Below are 16,587 nucleotides of genomic sequence, written 5' to 3' on the forward strand. Positions count from 1 at the left end.
GCGTCCCTCTCCGCGCCTCCGCGTGAGCTTCCTCCTCTTCGCGTCTTTGCGTGATCCATTATCCAGCTGTCCGCGCAGCGGCCGGGCTTTGATTCACGCGGAGGCGCGGAGGAGTTGCATTGGGGAAGCGGCTCATGTCCCCGCGATCCGGACAGCTGCGCCGCATAGCGATCCCACGAGAGCCTCCTTTGGCATCCGATATTCCATTGCCGATCTGTCGAGGTGTTGTGGTGTCGACACGTCGATGACTCGACGCGATGCATTGGTCGGGAGCGACGCGGCATTCCGAGCGGCCGGGTCGTGGGTGACGCCGCTTGAGGATCACGCGGAGACGCGACGACGCGAAGGGGCTGCGCGCCAGTGCATCGCTCCTTCACAGCCGCCGCTGGAGGACAGGGCGCTCCCTCTAGCGCGTCCCTCTCCGCGCCTGCGCGCCTCCGCGTGCCCCCCCTTCTCTTCGCGTCTTCGCGTCTTCGCGTGATCCATTATCCAGCCGTCCGCGCAGCGGCCGGGCTTTGGTACACGCGGAGGCGCGGAGGGGTTGCATTGGGGGAAGCGGCCCATGTCCACGCGATCCGGACAGCTGCGCCGCATGGCGATCCCGCGACGGCGGAGCACAAGAAGGCCGAACTATCCTCCCGCGGGCCTCTCTGCGTCCTCTGCGGCTCTGCGCGAGCCTCCATTCTCCGCTGATCCCTAGGCTATCGTCGCACATCCACCACCTCGATGGTTCGACATGACGACGTGTCGACACCGTGGGGCGACGGCGTGAGCTATCGACATCCCGACTGGTCGACAGGTCGACACGGCGATGCCCTCCCGCAGCGCCGGCGTTGCCGCTATGATAGCAGGGCAGGTGGACGCATCATGTGGCAAGAGCGGTTCATCGCCGCCATCACGCGCGCGGTGCAGGATGTACCGCATCTCGACGCGCTGTGGCTCGGCGGCAGCTTCGGGCGGGGCGGGGCGAGGCGGATGCGTATAGCGACGTCGACCTCATCGCCGTCGTCGCGCCGGAGCATCAGGCCGGTTTCGCGCAACACTGGCGCGTGCAGGTCGACGCCCTGGTGCCATTCGTCCTCTGGTATCAGGCGCGCAGCGGTGGCGCGGTGCACAATGCGATCGGGCAGGGGTGGGAGCGGATCGACCTGCTGCTCACCGACCAGGCCGGCGCGCTCCGGCAGACCCAGGACGGCACGCGCTGCCTGATCGACCACGCCGGCCTCTACGATCGCCTCGCCGCGCATCGCGACTGGCCGGGGCCAGATCGCGCGCGCGTCGCCTTCCTCATCGACGAATTCCTGCGCGTGCTGGGGCTGCTGCCCGTCGTGCTCGGCCGGCGGGAGTATCTCGCCGCCCGCGCCGGTCTCGAGATGCAGCGCATGGCGCTGTTCCAGCTCCTCTCCAAGGCGGTTGAGCGCGCCGACACGGCGGCATGCTCGCCTGGAGGCGCCGGTTGCCGCCCGATCAGCTCGCGCTGCTCGAACGGCTTCCGCAGGCCGATCTGAGCGAGGCGTCGCTGATCGCGGCCTATCGCGCCGTCGCATCCGCCTTCCTGCCGCATGCGCGGGCGCTCGCCGCACGCTGGGACATCGCTTGGCCGACCGCCTTCGAGGCGGCGACCAGAGCGCATCTGCGACGATCTCTGGGTATTGAGGTGGAGGTGCAGAGCTGACGACGTGTCGACATATCGACATTCCGTCATCTCGACATCTTCATGGGCCGGGATGAGGCGGCTCTATACCGCAGCGGAAAGCACGCATGTCGCCGCTGGACCCGGATCGCACAACACTCCATCCTGCCGGCGAGGGAGGGGCATGCCATGGCGATCGTGATCCGGGGTACCATCCTGCTCGCCACGCTGCTTGCGGCACAGACGCCCCCGGCGCAGCCAGCTGAAAATCAGGTCGACGCCGCGATAACCGCCTATGACAAAGGCGGCTATCTGCAAGCGACCGACATGCTCGCCGCGGCGGCGTTCGACGCGCAGGGCAAGGTCCGCGACGACCTTGCCTATCAGATGTGGGAACAGGTCAGCACCACCGTCACCAACGAGCTCGATCTCGCCACACTCGCCACCGCGCAGCCGCATGGCGCGGGCGAGGCCGGCTGGGACGCGGCAATCGGCGAGTCGGTCGGACGCGACGCGATGGCCGAGATCGTCCGCCGCGCCCGCGCGACCAGCATCGTCATCCTCAACGAAGCGCACAGCAGCCCGCGCGACCGCGCCTTCGCGTGGCGGGTAGCGCAGGCGCTGCGGCCGCTCGGTTATACGGTGCTTGCCGCGGAGACGTTCAGCAACGAGCCGGCGCGCGCGGGCAAGCCGACCGCGGTCGCGCAGCTCGCCCGCGATGGCTTCGCCCGCATCGGCACCGGTTTTTACACCCGCGATCCGGTCTATGCCGCCTTCCTGCGCAATGCGCTCGCCATCGGCTACCAGCCGGCCGGCTATGAGCAGACCAGCCTGCAACGTCCCAAAGGGCAGCCGTCACGCGCCGCGGGGATCGCGGCGCGTGAACAGGCCGAGGCGGACAATCTCGCCGCCCTGCATCGCCGCATGCCGGCGGCCAAGCTGTTCGTCTATGTCGGGCACAGCCATGTCGCCGAGGCGCCGCTCGACGAGGGCGACGGCAAACGGATCGAGTGGATGGCCGCGCGGCTGAAGCGGATGACCGGGATCGACCCGCTGACGATCGACCAGACCACGCTGACCGAGGAGAGCGTCGCGACGCGCGCGTCTTATGAGGCGGCGGCCGCGCGCGTGCAGGATCGCGACGGCATCCTGTTCCGGCGGGATGCTCCGCTGGTGCTCGGCCCATATGCCGGGGCGGTCGACCTGCAGGTCATCCATCCGCGGCGAAGCTATCGGTTCGGCCGCCCCGTCTGGCTGTCCGATCTCGGCGGCCAGCCGCTGGCGGTGCCCGCAACGCTGCTGCCGGCGGCGGGATATCGGCTCATCCAGGTCTTCGCCGCCTCCGCGCCGGCTGATGCGGTGCCGCTCGACCAGATCGTCGTCCGCGCCGGCTCACCGCCCGCACGGCTGTTCGCCCCGCCGGGGCCGGTGCGCTTCGCCGTCCAGCCGTGAGCGGCACGGCGCTGAACGGGCAATGCCCTATCGACAAGCCGACACGTCGACATCGCGACATGTCGGCCTGTCGTCAGCTCAGCGCAGCAGGCCTTCGGCGAAGCTGCGCACCGCGGGGCCGATGTCGGCGCGGGCGAGGGCGAGGGCGAGATTGGCCTGGATATAGCCCGCCTTGTCGCCGCAATCATAGCGCTCGCCGTCGAAGGTGAAGCCGTGGAACGGCTGCTGGCCGATCAGCTGCGCCATCGCGTCGGTCAGCTGGATCTCGCCGCCCGCGCCCTTCTCCTGGCTCTCGAGGATGCGCATCACCTCGGGCTGCAGGATGTAGCGGCCGGGGATCATCAGGTTGGACGGCGCGCTGCCCGCCTTGGGCTTCTCGACCAGCGCCTTGACCTCGGTGAGGCGGCCGTCGACCGCGCCCGGCGAGATGATGCCGTATTTGTCGGTCTCGCTGTCGGCGACCTCGAGCGCGCCGACGATATTGCCGCCGACCTGGTTATAGGCCTCGACCATCTGCGCGATGAAGCCGGGCTTGCCGACCATCAGCTCGTCGGGGAGCAGCACCGCGAACGGCTCGTCGCCGACGATCTCGCGCGCGCACCAGACGGCATGGCCGAGGCCGAGCGGCTCCTGCTGGCGGACGTAGACCGGCGAGCCGGGCTTCTGGCGGATGCCCTCGATCGCGGAGAGCGACTTGCCGCGCGCACGCATCGTCGCCTCGAGCTCGTAGGAGATGTCGAAATGATCCTCGAGCGCGCCCTTGCCGCGGCCGGTGACGAAGATGATCTGCTCGATCCCCGCTTCCAGCGCTTCCTCGACCGCATATTGGATCAGCGGCTTGTCGACGACGGTCAGCATCTCCTTGGGCATCGATTTGGTCGCGGGCAGGAAGCGCGTGCCGAGGCCCGCCACCGGAAACACTGCTTTGCGTACGCGCTTGATCGTCATCGAGAGGTCCCATTGCTTGTGCGAGCGGTCACATACCGTGCACCGGCGTCTAGAGTGTTATGAAGACAGAAGAAATACACTAGGTGTGAGGTGGTGCCGGTTCGGGACGAACCTTCCGTCACGGTCGGATGGATTTTGGGTTCACGCGGAGGCACGGAGCGATATCGTCCGGGGCGGGCGTGGCCCGGTCCTATCCTTGGCGTGAGGAAGGGCCGCCGGCGCGGCAGGGGCACCCCCTCCGCGTGAACAGAGTTACCGCAAGCGCCCGGCGGCATCGCGGGCGAGGCGGTCGCCGACGGCTTCGACATAGGCGGGGGGGGGCATCCACTGGTGGCGGATATGGTCGAGCGTGCGCCGCCACGCGCCGCGCGTCGGCGAGCGCCACGGCAGCCCGAGCAGGCCGAGCACGCGCCAGGCGAGCCCCCAGCGACCGACGTCCGCGCCCGTGGCGGTGACGCCGCGGCTGGCGACGAGGCTCGGCCAGGCCATCGCGAAATGCGCCAGTGCCGCCTCGATGTCCGATTCATAGGTGCGGTTGACGAAGCCGTTGGCCTCCTTGAGCGCACCGACCGGGCGGGTGTGGCGGACGGGGATGGCGTCGACGATCGCGAAGCGGCGGTCGGCGGCGGGCAGGGCGCTGCCCCAGATCAGGTCGATGCCGCTTTCCCAGCCGTAATCGAACAGCGGTGCGACCTGCTGCAGCGCGCGCGTCGCGAAGAAGGGCGCCATCATCTCGATGTAATTGACCGCACGGTAGCGCAACGACGGGTTCCGCACCGTGCCGGCATAGGTGAAATAGCTGTCCCAGGTCAGGCTCGGCTGGAAGATCGTGAACCCCTCCGCCGCGCCGAGCGCGAACAATCGGCTGAGGCTGTCGGCATCGGTATCGATGTCGTCGTCGATCAGCGCGATATAGTCATATTGCGCGATGAAGTCGGCATTGTCGGACAGCGTCGCGCGCCAGCCCTGCACCTTGGTGCCGGGGATGAAGCGGTGGAAGGTGCCGGGCGCGGCGAGCGGCCGGCTGTTGGGATCGAACGAGGCGACGAGCAGGTCGAAATCGCGCGTCGCGGCCGGCGTCAGCCACCCCTCGTGCAGGCTCTTCGGCCCGGCGCGGGTGATCACCAGATTCTTGGACGTCGCGCTGCCCAGCATCAAAGGACGGTCCTGCTGGTCATGATGCGCGCTTGTCTCCGCAGGGCGTTCGTCGCGGCCGGGGCGCCGTCTGGTCCACCCTGCGGGTAGCGTCTTTGGTCGCGATAATCCAGCATCCTGTCGCATAGCCGCCGGTCGCGCCAAGCATTGCCGGAGCTTTGCCGCCCGCATGCCCCCGCGCGCGCCAAGTTGCAGCGGCCGATACGGCCCTTGTTTGCTTGGCCCGTCGGCGCGGACTGCGCAGGCGGCGGCCCGCGCCGCGACGCAGGCCCGCGCAACGCTCACACGTCGGCCCGTTCTTCCAGCCGGCGGATATGGTCGATCAGCTCGGGCGCGTTCCACAGCCGGCGTTCGACATAGGATTTGGCGATCTGCTTGACCTTGTAGGCGGCGCGGCGGCGCAGATCGAGCGCGGCGCAATAGGCCTTGATCTCGGGGAATTCGCGCGCGAGTGCGAGATAGGGGATGTTCCACGACCGGCCCCATGGCGCATAGGCGCCCTGCCACGGCCGGGGATTGGACATGAAATGGACGATCGCCGGCGGTGCGATCGCGTCGAGGCCATAGCCGAGGATGAAGCCCGGGAAATTCCAGCGCAGCGAGGCATAGTCGCGCCGCCCGTCGGTGACGCGGTTGATCACCGTCTGGTCCTCGAAATGCAGCGCGCTGGTCGCATCGCCCATCTGCGCGAGCGCCTCGCGCGAGATCGCCGCCCAGCTCGCCCGGTCGACGCGGAACACGCCGCTGTTGACGTAATCGTCGCCGAAGGCGCGGATCTCATCCTCGAATTCGTCGCGCAGCCGGTCGACGCCGCGCAGATAGATCATCGGGTCGCGCACCGCGCACAGCCCGCCCGGCTGCGGCTGGAAGTCGAGCAGCGGGGTGAGGTCGCCGACCACCTGCGTATCACCGTCGAGATAGAGGATCTCGGCGTAATCGGCGGGCAGCAGCTCGTCGAGGAACAGCCGCGCGTTCATGATGTGCAGTCCGCCGAGCACCGCCGGGTCCGCCCAGCGATAGTCCACCCCCTTGGCGGCGCAGACATGCGCGATGCGGCGGCTTTCCTCGCCCGGCGCGGCGGTCATGTCGAAGACGATCACGTCCCAATGCACCGGCGAATGCTGCCGCGCCTGTATTGCGCTGACCAGCGACTGATACAGATACCCCTGGTTCGCTATGTAGCAAATGCATGATCGCGATGGGGAAGCATTCACAGTCACGGAGATTCCTTTGCGGCCACTCTGTGTGCCGGACGCGCGCGCGCCGTCAATATGATCATGCAAGCGATGGGGGTGCCGCGCCGCGCACGACGGTGTGTTTCGTTCGACACGATGCTGCTTCCCCTCCCACACGGCCGGCATAACGGAGTTCGTCGGGGCAGGTAAGGGCGGCGTTGAAACGGCATGGCACGCCGCGGCATCGGATCGACCCGTTCATGTCCCCACGTCCGGCGATCTTGGCCTAAGCTTTGGAACCGTGCCAAAATCGGACGCGGGACGGCACGACTGGCATGATCGACCGCTTTGCCCTACACGAATGGTGACCAGCGCGTTTACCGACGGATCGCCGAAGCCCGGTGGTGCGTAGTAGCGACGATGCGGGCGAGAGCCAGACGGGCATCAGACCCGCCTCCGCGAGAGGACGATGCTCCAACCCCCTGACAGCAAAGGTGGCCATGATCCCGATCCTGCCCAGCTCCCGCGGCGCGCATATCCGGCGCCGTATCGTGTCGGTGATCGGCGCGGGTGCGACCGCGCTGTCGCTCGCCGGCACCGCCGCCTGCGCGCCGGTGCCGCAATGCCCGGCGCGGATCGACCTCAAGGACTATCGTCCGACGTTCGACGAGCCGTTCGACACGCTCGACGTCTCGGCGCACGGGCCGGGGACGCGCTGGACCGCGCATACGCCGTGGAACGGCGATTTCGGCAGCGCGACCTTCGTCGACCCGCAACCGGGCTTTCCCTTCTCGGTCGCCAATGGCGAGCTCACCATCCACATGAAGCGCAATGCGCAGGGCAAGTGGCAGGCCGGGCTGCTGTCGTCGAGCGACGCCAAGGGCAATGGCTTCACCCAGCGCACCGGCTATTTCGAGATGCGCGCGCAGCTGCCGGCGGGCAATGGCGTGTGGCCGGCCTTCTGGCTCGGCTCGCTCGGCAAGAAGGGCGAGACGACGCCGGAGATCGACGTGCTCGAACATTACGGCCGCGATCCCGCCACCTTCCTCGCCACCACGCATCTGTGGACCGACGGCAAGAGCCGCGACCAGGGGCCCAAGGTGGTGCGCGTGCCGGCGGGTTCGCTCAGCAGCGCGATGCACCGCTACGGCGTCAGCGTCGAGAAGGAGGCGATCACCGTCTTCCTCGACGGGCGGCAGGTCGCCTGTTTCGCCTCGGCGCCCGATTACCTCAAGCCCAAGATGCTGCTGGTCAATCTCGGCGCGGGCGGCGGCTGGCCGATCGACGGCATGCCCGACGACCGCGCGATGACGGTGGACTATGTCCGCGCCTATGTCCGCAAGGACCGACCATGATCCGGATCAAGCTATCGTCAGGCTTTTGCAATATCTTGATGGTAAACGCCCGGGCAGCACCGCGCAGGGATCGTCGATGAAGGTACATGTCCATCTCGCTTACGGCTTTGGCGAGGCGCGTTGGGGCCGGCGGTTCGACGATGGCCAGCTGATCGGCGTCAACGAGCGCGATGCCTATGGCTATCGCCATGCCGCGCCGATGGTCGGGGCGATGACCAGTTCGGTCGATCATCCCGAAGGCAGGTTCGGCCGGCTGGTGCGGCTCGGCTTTCGCGCGGTGCTCGGCTTCGATTTCCTCCACGCCTGGCGCAACCGCGCCGCGCTGCGCGCCGCGGACGTGGTGTGGACGCATACGGAATCGCAGCATCTCGCGGTGTCACAGGTCTTCGCCTTGCAGCGCGTGCCGCGCGCACGCCAGCCGAGGCTGCTTGCGCAGAGCGTCTGGCTGATCGATCGCTGGGATCGGCTGTCGGCGCTGCGCCGCGCTTATTACCGCCGGCTGATCCGCCGTGCCGACGTGCTCACCTTCCATTCGCGCGACAATCTGGCGATGGCGGCGACGCGGCTGCCCGGCACGCGGCGCGAGCTGGTGCTGTTCGGGATCAACGCGGCGACGATCACACCGCCGGTGCGCGATCCCGCCGGCGCGCCGCTCATCATCTCGGTCGGCAACGACGTCCATCGCGACTGGGCGACGCTGATCGCCGCGGTGGCGCGCCATCCTGACTGGCGGCTGCGCATCGTCTCGACCAAATGCCCGCCCGCGCTCGCCGACGGCATCGCCAATGTCGAGATCGCCGGCGTCTCGACCAATTCCGAGCTGACCGCTTTGTGGCGGCAGGCGACGATCGCGGTGGTGCCGCTGTCGCCCAATGCCCATGCCTCGGGGATCACCGTATTGCAGGAGGCGGCGCTCAACGGCGTCGCCGCAATCGCCAGCGACGTCGGCGGTTTGCGCGATTATTTCGATGCCGATTCGGTCTCTTATTATCCGAGCGGCGATGTCGATGCGCTCGAGCGCACGATCGCGCATCTGCTCTGCGATGCCGGGGCGCGCTATGCGCAGGCGGTCGCGGCGCAGCGGCGGATGGGGCCGGAGGGCCTCAGTTCTTATGCTTTCGCCCGCAGACATGTCGAAATTTCCCAAACACTTGTCAGCGGGAGCGACGATTAGCCGGGGCGATGGCGCCGGCCGGTGTTGCCGGCTTGCAGCATTAACCGTGTAATCGTCACACCTGTGCCGTTATGGCCCCGCATCGGGACGCTCTTGTGATGGAAATATCTACCGTTATCAGGTCGGTATGATGTAGCGCCGGCAAACCGGCCAGGACGACGCGCGACGCGTGAATATTTCGACGGCATTAACCAAACCGCAACGCGCGCGGTACGAATGGGCGGGTAAAGGGGTTGTCTCATGTATCAGACCCAAGACCGGGGCGGTGAATTGCGCGTATCCGACCGTCCTGCCACCAGTCATGCCAATGAAATGATCCTGCGCCTGCTCGATCTCACCATCGGCATCGTCGCGATCATCGTCTTCGCGCCGCTGCTCGTCGGACTGGCGATCGCCATCTATATCAGCGACCCCGGGCCGCTGATCTTTGCGCAGCCGCGCATCGGCCGCAACGGGCGCGAATTCCGCTGCCTCAAGTTCCGCACGATGGTGGTCGATGCGACCGACCGGCTCGAGCAACTGCTCGCCAACGATCCCGCCGCGCGCGCCGAATGGGCGCGCGACCACAAATTGCGCAACGATCCGCGCATCACCCCGCTCGGCCGCTTCCTGCGCAAGAGCAGCCTCGACGAGCTGCCGCAGTTCTTCAACCTGATCAACGGCACGATGAGCGTCGTTGGGCCGCGCCCGATCGTCAATGCCGAGGTGGTGCGCTACGGTCGCCGCTTCGCCGATTATTGCCGGGTGCGGCCGGGGATCACCGGCCTGTGGCAGGTCAGCGGGCGCAGCGACACGACCTACCGACGCCGCGTCGCGCTCGATGTCGCTTATTCGCGGCATCGCTCGCTCGGCCTCAACATCAAGATCATGATGATGACCGTCCCGGCGGTGCTCGCCGCCAAGGGCAGCCGCTGACGCCGCGGGCGGCCGGCGGACGGACAGGGGACAGGATGTGACGCGCACCGACACGACCGGCGATACCGCGAACGGGCGACTGCTCGTCAACGGCCGCTTCCTGTTCGCGCGGCCGACCGGCGTGCAGCGCGTCGCCACCGCTTTGCTCCACCAATTGGGTGCGCGCCGTGACGAGCTCGCCCGGCTGTTCCCGGCGGGGGTCGGCATCGAGGCGCCGGCGGGCGAGCTTGCGCCGCAGGTTGCCGGGCTGCCGGTGCATCAGGCCGGACGGCGCGGCGGCCAGATCTGGGAGCAGTTCACCCTGCCCCGGCAGGCGAGGGGGCCCCGGCAGGCGAAGGGGCAGGGCAGGGGCGACGTCATCCTGTCGCTGTCCAACGTCGGCCCGCTCGCCGCGACGCGCGGCATCACGATGATCCACGATGCGCAGGTCTATACCGCGCCGCAATCCTATTCGCGCCCCTTCGTGCGCTGGTACCGCTTCCTGCTGCCGCGGCTCGGCCGCCGCAACCTGCAGGTGCTGACCGTCTCGCATTTCTCCAAACAGCAGCTCGTCGATCACAAGGTCGCGGCGGCGGAGCGGATCACCGTCATCCCCAATGGCGTCGACCATATCCTCGGCTTCGCCAGCGACGATGCCGCGGTGCGCCGGCTCGCCCTCGCGCCGCGCGGCTATGTCGTTGCGCTGGCGACGACGCAGCCGCACAAGAATATCGCGGTGCTGCTGCGCGCCTTCGCCGCGGGGGCGATGCGCGACCTGCGCCTCGTGCTGGTCGGCAAGACCGACGCGGCGACGATGCGCGCCGCTTATCCCTTTCTGCCCGACGACGTGATCTTCACCGGCATGGTCAGCGACGGCGAGCTGCGCGCGTTGCTCGAACAGGCTTTGTGCTTCGCGATGCCGTCGACCACCGAGGGCTTCGGCCTGCCGCCGCTCGAGGCGATGCTGCTCGGCACGCCGGCGGTGGTCGCGCCCTGCGGCGCCCTGCCCGAGGTGTGCGGCGACGCCGCGCTCTACGCCGATCCCGACGATCCCGCCGCCTGGCAGGCGCAGATCGCGGCCTTGCGCGACGACGCCGCGCTCGCCGCGCGGATGCGCGAGGCCGGTCGCGCGCAGGCCGCCACCTTCACCTGGGCGCGCGCCGGCGACCTGCTGGTCGACTGTCTGCGCCGCTGCACGGGCGCCCGCGCATGACTCCAGCCAAGGACCCGTCGTCGATGAAGGTCGCCATCGTCATCGCCAGCGTCGGCCGCCCGGTCGAGCTCGCCCGCTGGGGCGACCACGCCCGCCGCCAGACACTCGCCCCGAGCGAGATCCTCTTCTCGATCGCTTCCGATACCGACATCCCGCCGGGCTTCGCCGATCCGATGGTGCGCGTGCTGCGCGGCCCCAAGGGCTCGTGCCACCAGCGCAACACCGGGCTCGACGCGCTGACCAGCGATCCCGACATCGTCGCCTTCTTCGACGACGATTACGTGCCGAGCCGCCGCTGCCTCGAAGGCATTGCCGCGGTGTTCGCCGCGCATCCCGATCTGGTCGGCACCAGCGGCGAATTGCTCGCCGACGGCATCCACAGCGCCGGCGTCGATTACGAGACCGCGACCGCGATGATCCAGGCCTATGACGCCGAGGATCCCGCCATCGACACGACGCTCATCAAGGCGATGGGCACCTATGGCTGCAACATGGCGTTCCGCCGGTCGGCCGTCGGCGACGTCCGCTTCGACGAGAAGCTGCCGCTCTACGCCTGGCAGGAGGACGTCGATTTCTCGCGCCGGCTGCGCGGCCGCGGCCGGGTCGAGCGCACCCATGCCTTCGTCGGCGTGCATCAGGGGGTGAAGGGCGGGCGCAGCCCGGGCCGCCGGCTCGGCTATTCGCAGGTCGCCAACCCGCTCTACCTGATCGGCAAGGGCACGATGACGCCGCGCGACGCCTTGTGGCTGATGGCGCGCAACGTCGCGAGCAACCACGTCAAGGCGTTCAGCCCCGAACCCTGGGTCGACCGCAAGGGCCGCGTCATGGGCAATTGGCGCGCCGTCCGCGACCTGCTCACCGGCCGGCTGCGCCCGGACCGCATCCTGGATATGTGAGGACCGCGGGCTTGGCCGGCGCAGCAGGATTAGACGGCGTCCCGCAAGGGCGGACGGGTGGCCGCATCTGGTTTGGCGTGATAGGCGAGCCGACCTACGCCCTAAAGGCCTAGAGGGCAAAAGTAGAATGGCCGCCGCAATCAATGAGGAATTTGCCAGTTAATACGAACTGCATCATACGTCTCTATGGCCGTACCGTCCTTATCAAGAGCTGGCTTATACCGACCCCGCTGTAGTGCTACCGAGCATGTAATCGCATCAATAGAAGGCAATCCGCTCGAAGAGACGGTCTGACAATCTTTTACCTTTCCATTCACTCCAATCTTATATAATACGACAGCTGTTCCACTTAAGCTTTCTCGTAGAGCGTCTAAAGGATAATCATCTGGTGAATACCATGACATCGGTGATCCGCCGAATGCAACTGCGGGCGTGCTGATACGATGCTGCTGGGCTGCGTCCACGCCAAACGACTTAAGTAAGTCATCTTTGCACGTTGCAAGCGCCGAAAACGCCTTGTCGGTACCGGTAAGGTCAAAACTCAATTGCGTGCTTTGGCCGAATCTCACCGCCATCGAGGTTGATTTGAGCAGGGCATGGTAGGCCTCATCACCGATTGAGAATAGCAGGAACTCCTTGTTTGCGTTGGCAACTCGCCAGTATTTGTAGGTTCCTTTTGCTACGTCATCACTAGATGAAAATGTGACTTGATATGCTCCCGTATCCGGCAGCGGTTTATCTTTTATCGGGCGGATGACGTAAGCTAACACTGGCTCGCCGGAGAACGTGGGCAACGGCTGGAATACTAGCGTCGCTTTTTCCAACTTGCTGTCTGATTGGTACTCGCGCGAGAGGATGCACGATTTGGTAGCATATTCTAGTGAGGGGTGGCCGTAAGGATGCAGTTCAGGCTGAACAGCGTCACCGATCGTTGATGATGCCAGCAATATCGCAAAGAGATACACTGCCCCGCCCCCTCATCTAATTTGATGCCGTCATTCGCCTTACGAAGTCCAGCGAGACGGTTTATGGCTTAACGCGGGCGCTACGTTGGACTGATTTTCGACCTTTGAGAAGCTCCCCAGTCGAAACGTCCCCTCTCCCCATGGAGCCAATCCTATAGACCAAGAGACATCGTGATGACGATCATCCACAAGAGCATGAGCAGTACGCCCGCGTAAGCCACACCTGTCGCCCAGAACCATATCGGCGCCTCTGAGCGCCGTTCGGCCCGGCTATACCCAGACGGCATGCGCCCCGTTGCGAGGCCGACGTAGAGCAACCAAGCGACGATTTGCGCGATGAACAGCAAGGCGGTGCCTCCGGCCATTTCTCGCCAATCTTCAAAGACCTCACCAATCAGGAGCCACGGACTGGCAGCAAGAGCCAGCATCAAAGCAATCAGCTTTCGGCGACGGTTGGCCGTCCAGTCCCACCAAATCATATCCGCAGTACGCTGGTTTGGACGGATGTCTTCAATCGCGCGTCAGCCTGCATTCGTCCAGCCCCACAACGCCAGCCCCGCGATGAGCCATAGAAGAGCGGTTCGCTTCACCGTGAATGAAATTAGCCACTCATGGTGCTCCTGCAAATTGCTGGGATATGTCCACTGGTAGATATGCGAGCCATTGGCAGATCGCGACGACCGGCAGATCACTCACCGCACCGGCTTGATCCTCGCCCCGCCGCCATAGGTCGGTGCGGCCAGACCGCTCCGGCGGCGGATGATGCCGAGGATGACGCTGGTCACCACCAGCCAGCCCGAGGCGATCGTCGCAAAGGCGACGAGCAGCAGGTGGGTCAGCCCGGCGACCACCATCAGCGCGCTGATCGCCGCAAAGAAGTCGCGCATCGTCAGGTGGATGAGGAATTCGGTCAGCGGCGAGGGCGGGCCGCCGCGGCGCAGGTGGAGCTTGATCACGTCGAAGTTCATCGCCGCGCCGGTCGCGCTGGCGTGGCGGCCGATCAGCAGCAGCCCGGCGGCGAGGCTGACCAGCGCGATGCCGCCGGCGACCGCGCCCGACACGTCGCCCGCCATCGCGACATTGGCGGTGACGCCGAGGACGAAGGCGAGGTTGGTGCAGGCGTCGATGACGCTGTCGAGCGTCGCGCCGGCATCCGAGCTGCGGCAGGTGGCGCGGGCGATCTCGCCGTCGACGCCGTCGAAGATCGAGGCGGCCTGGAACAGCAGGCCGCCGGCGACCAGCCCCGCCGCTCCGCCGAACAGCAGCGCCACCGCCATCGCCAGCGCGAGCGCGGCGGTGCCGAGGCTGGCGTGGAACGGCGTCACCGCGGGGAAGCGCAGCAGCTGGTGGCTGATCGCGCGCGAGATCGGCCGGTTGACGTAGCGCGAGACGATGCCGTCGCCGCCCTTGCCGGTCGCGGCGAGGACGGTGCGGCCGGCGCGGTGCAGCAGCCGCCACGCCGCCTCGGGCGTCGGCGGCGCGGCGGCGCTGGTGCGCGTGTCGAACAGCGCCGGCAGCACATGCTCGCGCCCGCCGTCCGGCCGCCGCGCCAGCGCCGCGACGAACCGCTCGCCGCACACCGTCAGGATATCGCCCGCCGAGGGCCGCGCGGCGAAGGCGAGCGGCAGCCGCGGCGCGAGGCGGCGGCATTCGGCGAGCAGCGCATCGCTCGGCAGCCAGTCGTCGCCGGCGACGATCGAACAGCGGCGGATATCGTCCTGCCCGGCGATCGTCCCGACCGCCTGCACCGCCCGCGCCGCGGCGGGAATGCCGGCGACGCGATATTCGGCGGTCGCCGCACTCGAAAAGACAAGGATGATCTGGGGCAAATCGCTCGTTCCCGCTGGTGCGTCGCCCAGTTGACGGAGCGGCGGGGGCAAAGCCTTGGTGAAAAGCGGGCGGGCGCCGCGCTTGTCGGCAATGGCGGTATGAAATAGTATGAACAGACCGGAAGATGCGGGGTCGACGATGGGTGCTTATGCCAGGATGACCGTCGTGGTCCCCGAGCCGATGGCGGAGACGATCCATGCCGCCATAGCGGCGGGCGAATATGCGTCGGTGAGCGAAGTGGTGCGCGACGCGATGCGGCTGTGGAACGAGCGCCGCGCCTTCCGGGCAGAGGAATTGCGCCTGCTGCGCGACGCCTGGGACACGGGCAAGGCCAGCGGTATCGCCGGTCCCCTCGACATGACGGCGATCATCGCGGAAGCCCGGGACGACGCCGACGCCGCGCGGTGAGATGACCACGATCGTCCTGTCCCGCCGGGCGCGGGAGAATCTGAAGCGGATATGGGCCTATATCGCGTTGGATGACGCGTGCGGCCGACAGGCTGCTGCTGGCGCTCGATGCCAAGATCGCGCGGCTGCGGTACTTCCCCGAGATCGGCCCGGCGCGCGAGGATATCCGGCCAGGCGCGCGCACGCTGGTGCATGGGCGCTATCTGATCCTCTATGCGTATGATGCCGGAGCCGAACAGGTCGAGATCGTCGCAGTCGTCGAAGGCATGCGCGACCTCGATCGCCTGATCTGAAGGGACCCAGCGCGAAGGAGGGCGCGGATCGTGGGGCGGGGCACCCGCCCGATCTAACCCGCGCCTCCGGCAAGCAGTTCGCGGTAGAGCGCCAGATTGGCCGCGGCGAAATCCTGCCAGCGCAGGCTGCGCACCCGCGCGAGGCCGGCGGCGCGCAGCCGGGCGGCGACGCCCGGCGCGTGCAGCACCGCGCGCAGCTGCGCGGCGATCGCGGTGACGTCGTGCGGGTCGGCGAGCAGCGCCGCGCCGCCCGCCACCTCGGGCATCGACGAGCGATCACTGGTGACGACCGGGCAGCCGCATGCCATCGCCTCGGCAACCGGATTGCCGAACCCCTCCATCAGCGACGGGTGGAGCAGCACCCGCGCCGCGCCGTACAGCGTCAGCAGCGCCGCGCCGTCGACCGCGGCGAGGAAGCGGACGCGCTCCGCAACCCCGAGCGCGGCGGCGAGCGCGGTCAGCCGCGCGCGACCCGGCCCGCGCCGCTGCACCAGCACGAGGTCGATGCCGGGATCGTCCCCACAGGCGGCGGCGAAGGCGCGCAGCGCGCCGTCGTGGTTCTTGTACGGCGCGTCCTGCCCGACAGTGAGGACGAAGGGGCGGTTGAGCCCGAGCGCGGCGAGCGCGGCCGGGTCGGGCGGGGCGACCCGGAAATGATCGGCGACGCCCGACAGCGTCACCTGGGTGCGTGCTGCCACCGCCGGGTCATAGGCGGCGAGCTCCGCCGCGGTGGCGCTGCTGATCGCGGCGATCCCCGCGGCGGAGCGGATCGCGCGGCGCAGGCCGTGGCCGTAGAAATGCCGCTCGACCAGACCACGCGCGCCGGTGCGGCACCAGTCGGGGTGGGTCAACCGCATGATGTCGTGGATCGTCACCAGACAGGGCATGCGTAAGCCTGCGGGCATGATATTGAAGGTCGCGTGGAACAGGTCGACGCCCGACAGGTCGACGACGCGCGGCAGCCACCACATCGTCGCCGGACCGTTCGCCGCCTGCGTGACGACGCGCTCGGTGACGTTGGGCGCGTCGCTCAGCGGCCCCGGATGCGCGGGGTGGCGCAGCAGCAGGAAGCGCAGATCCGGCGCGAGCGCGGGGACATGGTCGATCAGCCCGCGTACGACCTCGGCGATGCCGCTCGGGCGCGGACCGACATAGCGGGCGTCGATGCAGATCGTCGGGGTCGGCACGCGGCGGGC

Annotated in this window: 17 protein-coding genes; 10 read left to right on the top strand and 7 right to left on the bottom strand. The window is 67.7% G+C overall.

Translation table 11 applies throughout. The features are described from left to right. The first annotated feature begins 935 nt into the window (after window positions 1–935). From BW41_RS05665 to BW41_RS19995, 3 genes are all read left to right on the top strand, one after another. The gene (locus BW41_RS05665) at window positions 936–1,508 is read left to right on the top strand and encodes a hypothetical protein (protein ID WP_037532319.1); all 573 of its coding nucleotides are present in this window, start codon (window positions 936–938) and stop codon (window positions 1,506–1,508) included. After that, the gene (locus BW41_RS05670; protein WP_037532322.1) at window positions 1,457–1,675 is read left to right on the top strand and encodes a hypothetical protein; all 219 of its coding nucleotides are present in this window, start codon (window positions 1,457–1,459) and stop codon (window positions 1,673–1,675) included. The genes BW41_RS05665 and BW41_RS05670 overlap by 52 nt, the downstream gene beginning before the upstream one ends. A 147-nt stretch (window positions 1,676–1,822) precedes the next feature. Beyond that, complete coding sequence (locus tag BW41_RS19995) at window positions 1,823–3,085, top strand: hypothetical protein (RefSeq protein WP_051583278.1); 1,263 nt, start codon at window positions 1,823–1,825, stop codon at window positions 3,083–3,085. Between the two features lie 78 nt (window positions 3,086–3,163). Here the strand turns inward: BW41_RS19995 and galU are convergent, their stop codons facing one another. The 3 genes from galU to BW41_RS05690 form a co-directional block, all read right to left on the bottom strand. Further along, window positions 3,164–4,033, bottom strand: a complete 870-nt coding sequence (gene galU / locus BW41_RS05680) for a UTP--glucose-1-phosphate uridylyltransferase GalU (protein WP_037532324.1) — start codon at window positions 4,031–4,033, stop codon at window positions 3,164–3,166. Between the two features lie 252 nt (window positions 4,034–4,285). Continuing rightward, window positions 4,286–5,188 (bottom strand): hypothetical protein, encoded by a 903-nt coding sequence (locus BW41_RS05685; protein WP_051583279.1) that lies wholly within the window; start codon window positions 5,186–5,188, stop codon window positions 4,286–4,288. Window positions 5,189–5,469: 281 nt separating this feature from the next. Continuing rightward, the gene (locus BW41_RS05690; RefSeq protein ID WP_037532326.1) at window positions 5,470–6,300 is read right to left on the bottom strand and encodes a glycosyltransferase family 8 protein; all 831 of its coding nucleotides are present in this window, start codon (window positions 6,298–6,300) and stop codon (window positions 5,470–5,472) included. A gap of 563 nt (window positions 6,301–6,863) precedes the next feature. On the opposite strand from BW41_RS05690, the gene BW41_RS05695 reads away from it, so the two are divergent. The 5 genes from BW41_RS05695 to BW41_RS05715 all read left to right on the top strand — a co-directional run bounded on the left by BW41_RS05695 (window position 6,864) and on the right by BW41_RS05715 (window position 11,895). Then, a complete protein-coding gene (locus BW41_RS05695) occupies window positions 6,864–7,718 on the top strand; it encodes a glycoside hydrolase family 16 protein (RefSeq protein WP_051583280.1) in 855 nt (284 codons plus the stop codon). 76 nt (window positions 7,719–7,794) lie between these two features. After that, complete coding sequence (locus tag BW41_RS05700) at window positions 7,795–8,892, top strand: glycosyltransferase family 4 protein (RefSeq protein WP_037532329.1); 1,098 nt, start codon at window positions 7,795–7,797, stop codon at window positions 8,890–8,892. 240 nt (window positions 8,893–9,132) lie between these two features. Then, window positions 9,133–9,807, top strand: coding sequence for a sugar transferase (locus tag BW41_RS05705; RefSeq protein WP_081792929.1), 675 nt, complete (start codon window positions 9,133–9,135; stop codon window positions 9,805–9,807). A 37-nt stretch (window positions 9,808–9,844) separates the two neighbouring features. Beyond that, a complete protein-coding gene (locus BW41_RS05710) occupies window positions 9,845–10,999 on the top strand; it encodes a glycosyltransferase family 4 protein (RefSeq protein ID WP_051583281.1) in 1,155 nt (384 codons plus the stop codon). Next, window positions 10,996–11,895, top strand: coding sequence for a glycosyltransferase family 2 protein (locus BW41_RS05715; protein WP_037532331.1), 900 nt, complete (start codon window positions 10,996–10,998; stop codon window positions 11,893–11,895). The genes BW41_RS05710 and BW41_RS05715 overlap by 4 nt, the downstream gene beginning before the upstream one ends. 140 nt (window positions 11,896–12,035) lie before the next feature. Here BW41_RS05715 and BW41_RS20885 read toward each other — a convergent pair whose 3' ends face one another. The 3 genes from BW41_RS20885 to BW41_RS05725 form a co-directional block, all read right to left on the bottom strand. Further along, the gene (locus tag BW41_RS20885; RefSeq protein WP_152542138.1) at window positions 12,036–12,860 is read right to left on the bottom strand and encodes an energy transducer TonB; all 825 of its coding nucleotides are present in this window, start codon (window positions 12,858–12,860) and stop codon (window positions 12,036–12,038) included. Window positions 12,861–13,012: 152 nt separating this feature from the next. Next, a complete protein-coding gene (locus tag BW41_RS05720) occupies window positions 13,013–13,339 on the bottom strand; it encodes a hypothetical protein (protein ID WP_037532333.1) in 327 nt (108 codons plus the stop codon). Window positions 13,340–13,552: 213 nt separating this feature from the next. Next, on the bottom strand, window positions 13,553–14,689 hold the full coding sequence (locus BW41_RS05725) for a CDP-alcohol phosphatidyltransferase family protein (protein ID WP_037532336.1): 1,137 nt from the start codon (window positions 14,687–14,689) through the stop codon (window positions 13,553–13,555). Between the two features lie 109 nt (window positions 14,690–14,798). On the opposite strand from BW41_RS05725, the gene BW41_RS05730 reads away from it, so the two are divergent. Together BW41_RS05730 and BW41_RS05735 are read left to right on the top strand one after the other, a co-directional pair. Further along, on the top strand, window positions 14,799–15,098 hold the full coding sequence (locus BW41_RS05730) for a ribbon-helix-helix domain-containing protein (protein ID WP_152542139.1): 300 nt from the start codon (window positions 14,799–14,801) through the stop codon (window positions 15,096–15,098). A gap of 71 nt (window positions 15,099–15,169) precedes the next feature. Continuing rightward, the gene (locus BW41_RS05735; protein ID WP_200870355.1) at window positions 15,170–15,391 is read left to right on the top strand and encodes a type II toxin-antitoxin system RelE/ParE family toxin; all 222 of its coding nucleotides are present in this window, start codon (window positions 15,170–15,172) and stop codon (window positions 15,389–15,391) included. 53 nt (window positions 15,392–15,444) lie between these two features. Here the strand turns inward: BW41_RS05735 and BW41_RS05740 are convergent, their stop codons facing one another. Further along, window positions 15,445–16,578 (bottom strand): glycosyltransferase family 4 protein, encoded by a 1,134-nt coding sequence (locus BW41_RS05740; RefSeq protein WP_051583282.1) that lies wholly within the window; start codon window positions 16,576–16,578, stop codon window positions 15,445–15,447. Window positions 16,579–16,587 lie beyond the last annotated feature (9 nt).

The organism is Sphingomonas sp. RIT328 (genome assembly GCF_000632225.1).
GTDB classification, from domain to species: domain Bacteria; phylum Pseudomonadota; class Alphaproteobacteria; order Sphingomonadales; family Sphingomonadaceae; genus Sphingomonas; species Sphingomonas kyungheensis.

Coding starts and splice junctions, on each gene's coding strand:
- BW41_RS19995 (WP_051583278.1), top strand. CDS start 1,823: ATGGCGATCGTGATCCGGGGTACCATCCTGCTCGCCACGCTGCTTGCG.
- galU (WP_037532324.1), bottom strand. CDS start 4,033: ATGACGATCAAGCGCGTACGCAAAGCAGTGTTTCCGGTGGCGGGCCTC.
- BW41_RS05685 (WP_051583279.1), bottom strand. CDS start 5,188: ATGCTGGGCAGCGCGACGTCCAAGAATCTGGTGATCACCCGCGCCGGG.
- BW41_RS05695 (WP_051583280.1), top strand. CDS start 6,864: ATGATCCCGATCCTGCCCAGCTCCCGCGGCGCGCATATCCGGCGCCGT.
- BW41_RS05700 (WP_037532329.1), top strand. CDS start 7,795: ATGAAGGTACATGTCCATCTCGCTTACGGCTTTGGCGAGGCGCGTTGG.
- BW41_RS05705 (WP_081792929.1), top strand. CDS start 9,133: ATGTATCAGACCCAAGACCGGGGCGGTGAATTGCGCGTATCCGACCGT.
- BW41_RS05715 (WP_037532331.1), top strand. CDS start 10,996: ATGACTCCAGCCAAGGACCCGTCGTCGATGAAGGTCGCCATCGTCATC.
- BW41_RS05720 (WP_037532333.1), bottom strand. CDS start 13,339: ATGATTTGGTGGGACTGGACGGCCAACCGTCGCCGAAAGCTGATTGCT.
- BW41_RS05730 (WP_152542139.1), top strand. CDS start 14,799: ATGAACAGACCGGAAGATGCGGGGTCGACGATGGGTGCTTATGCCAGG.
- BW41_RS05735 (WP_200870355.1), top strand. CDS start 15,170: ATGACGCGTGCGGCCGACAGGCTGCTGCTGGCGCTCGATGCCAAGATC.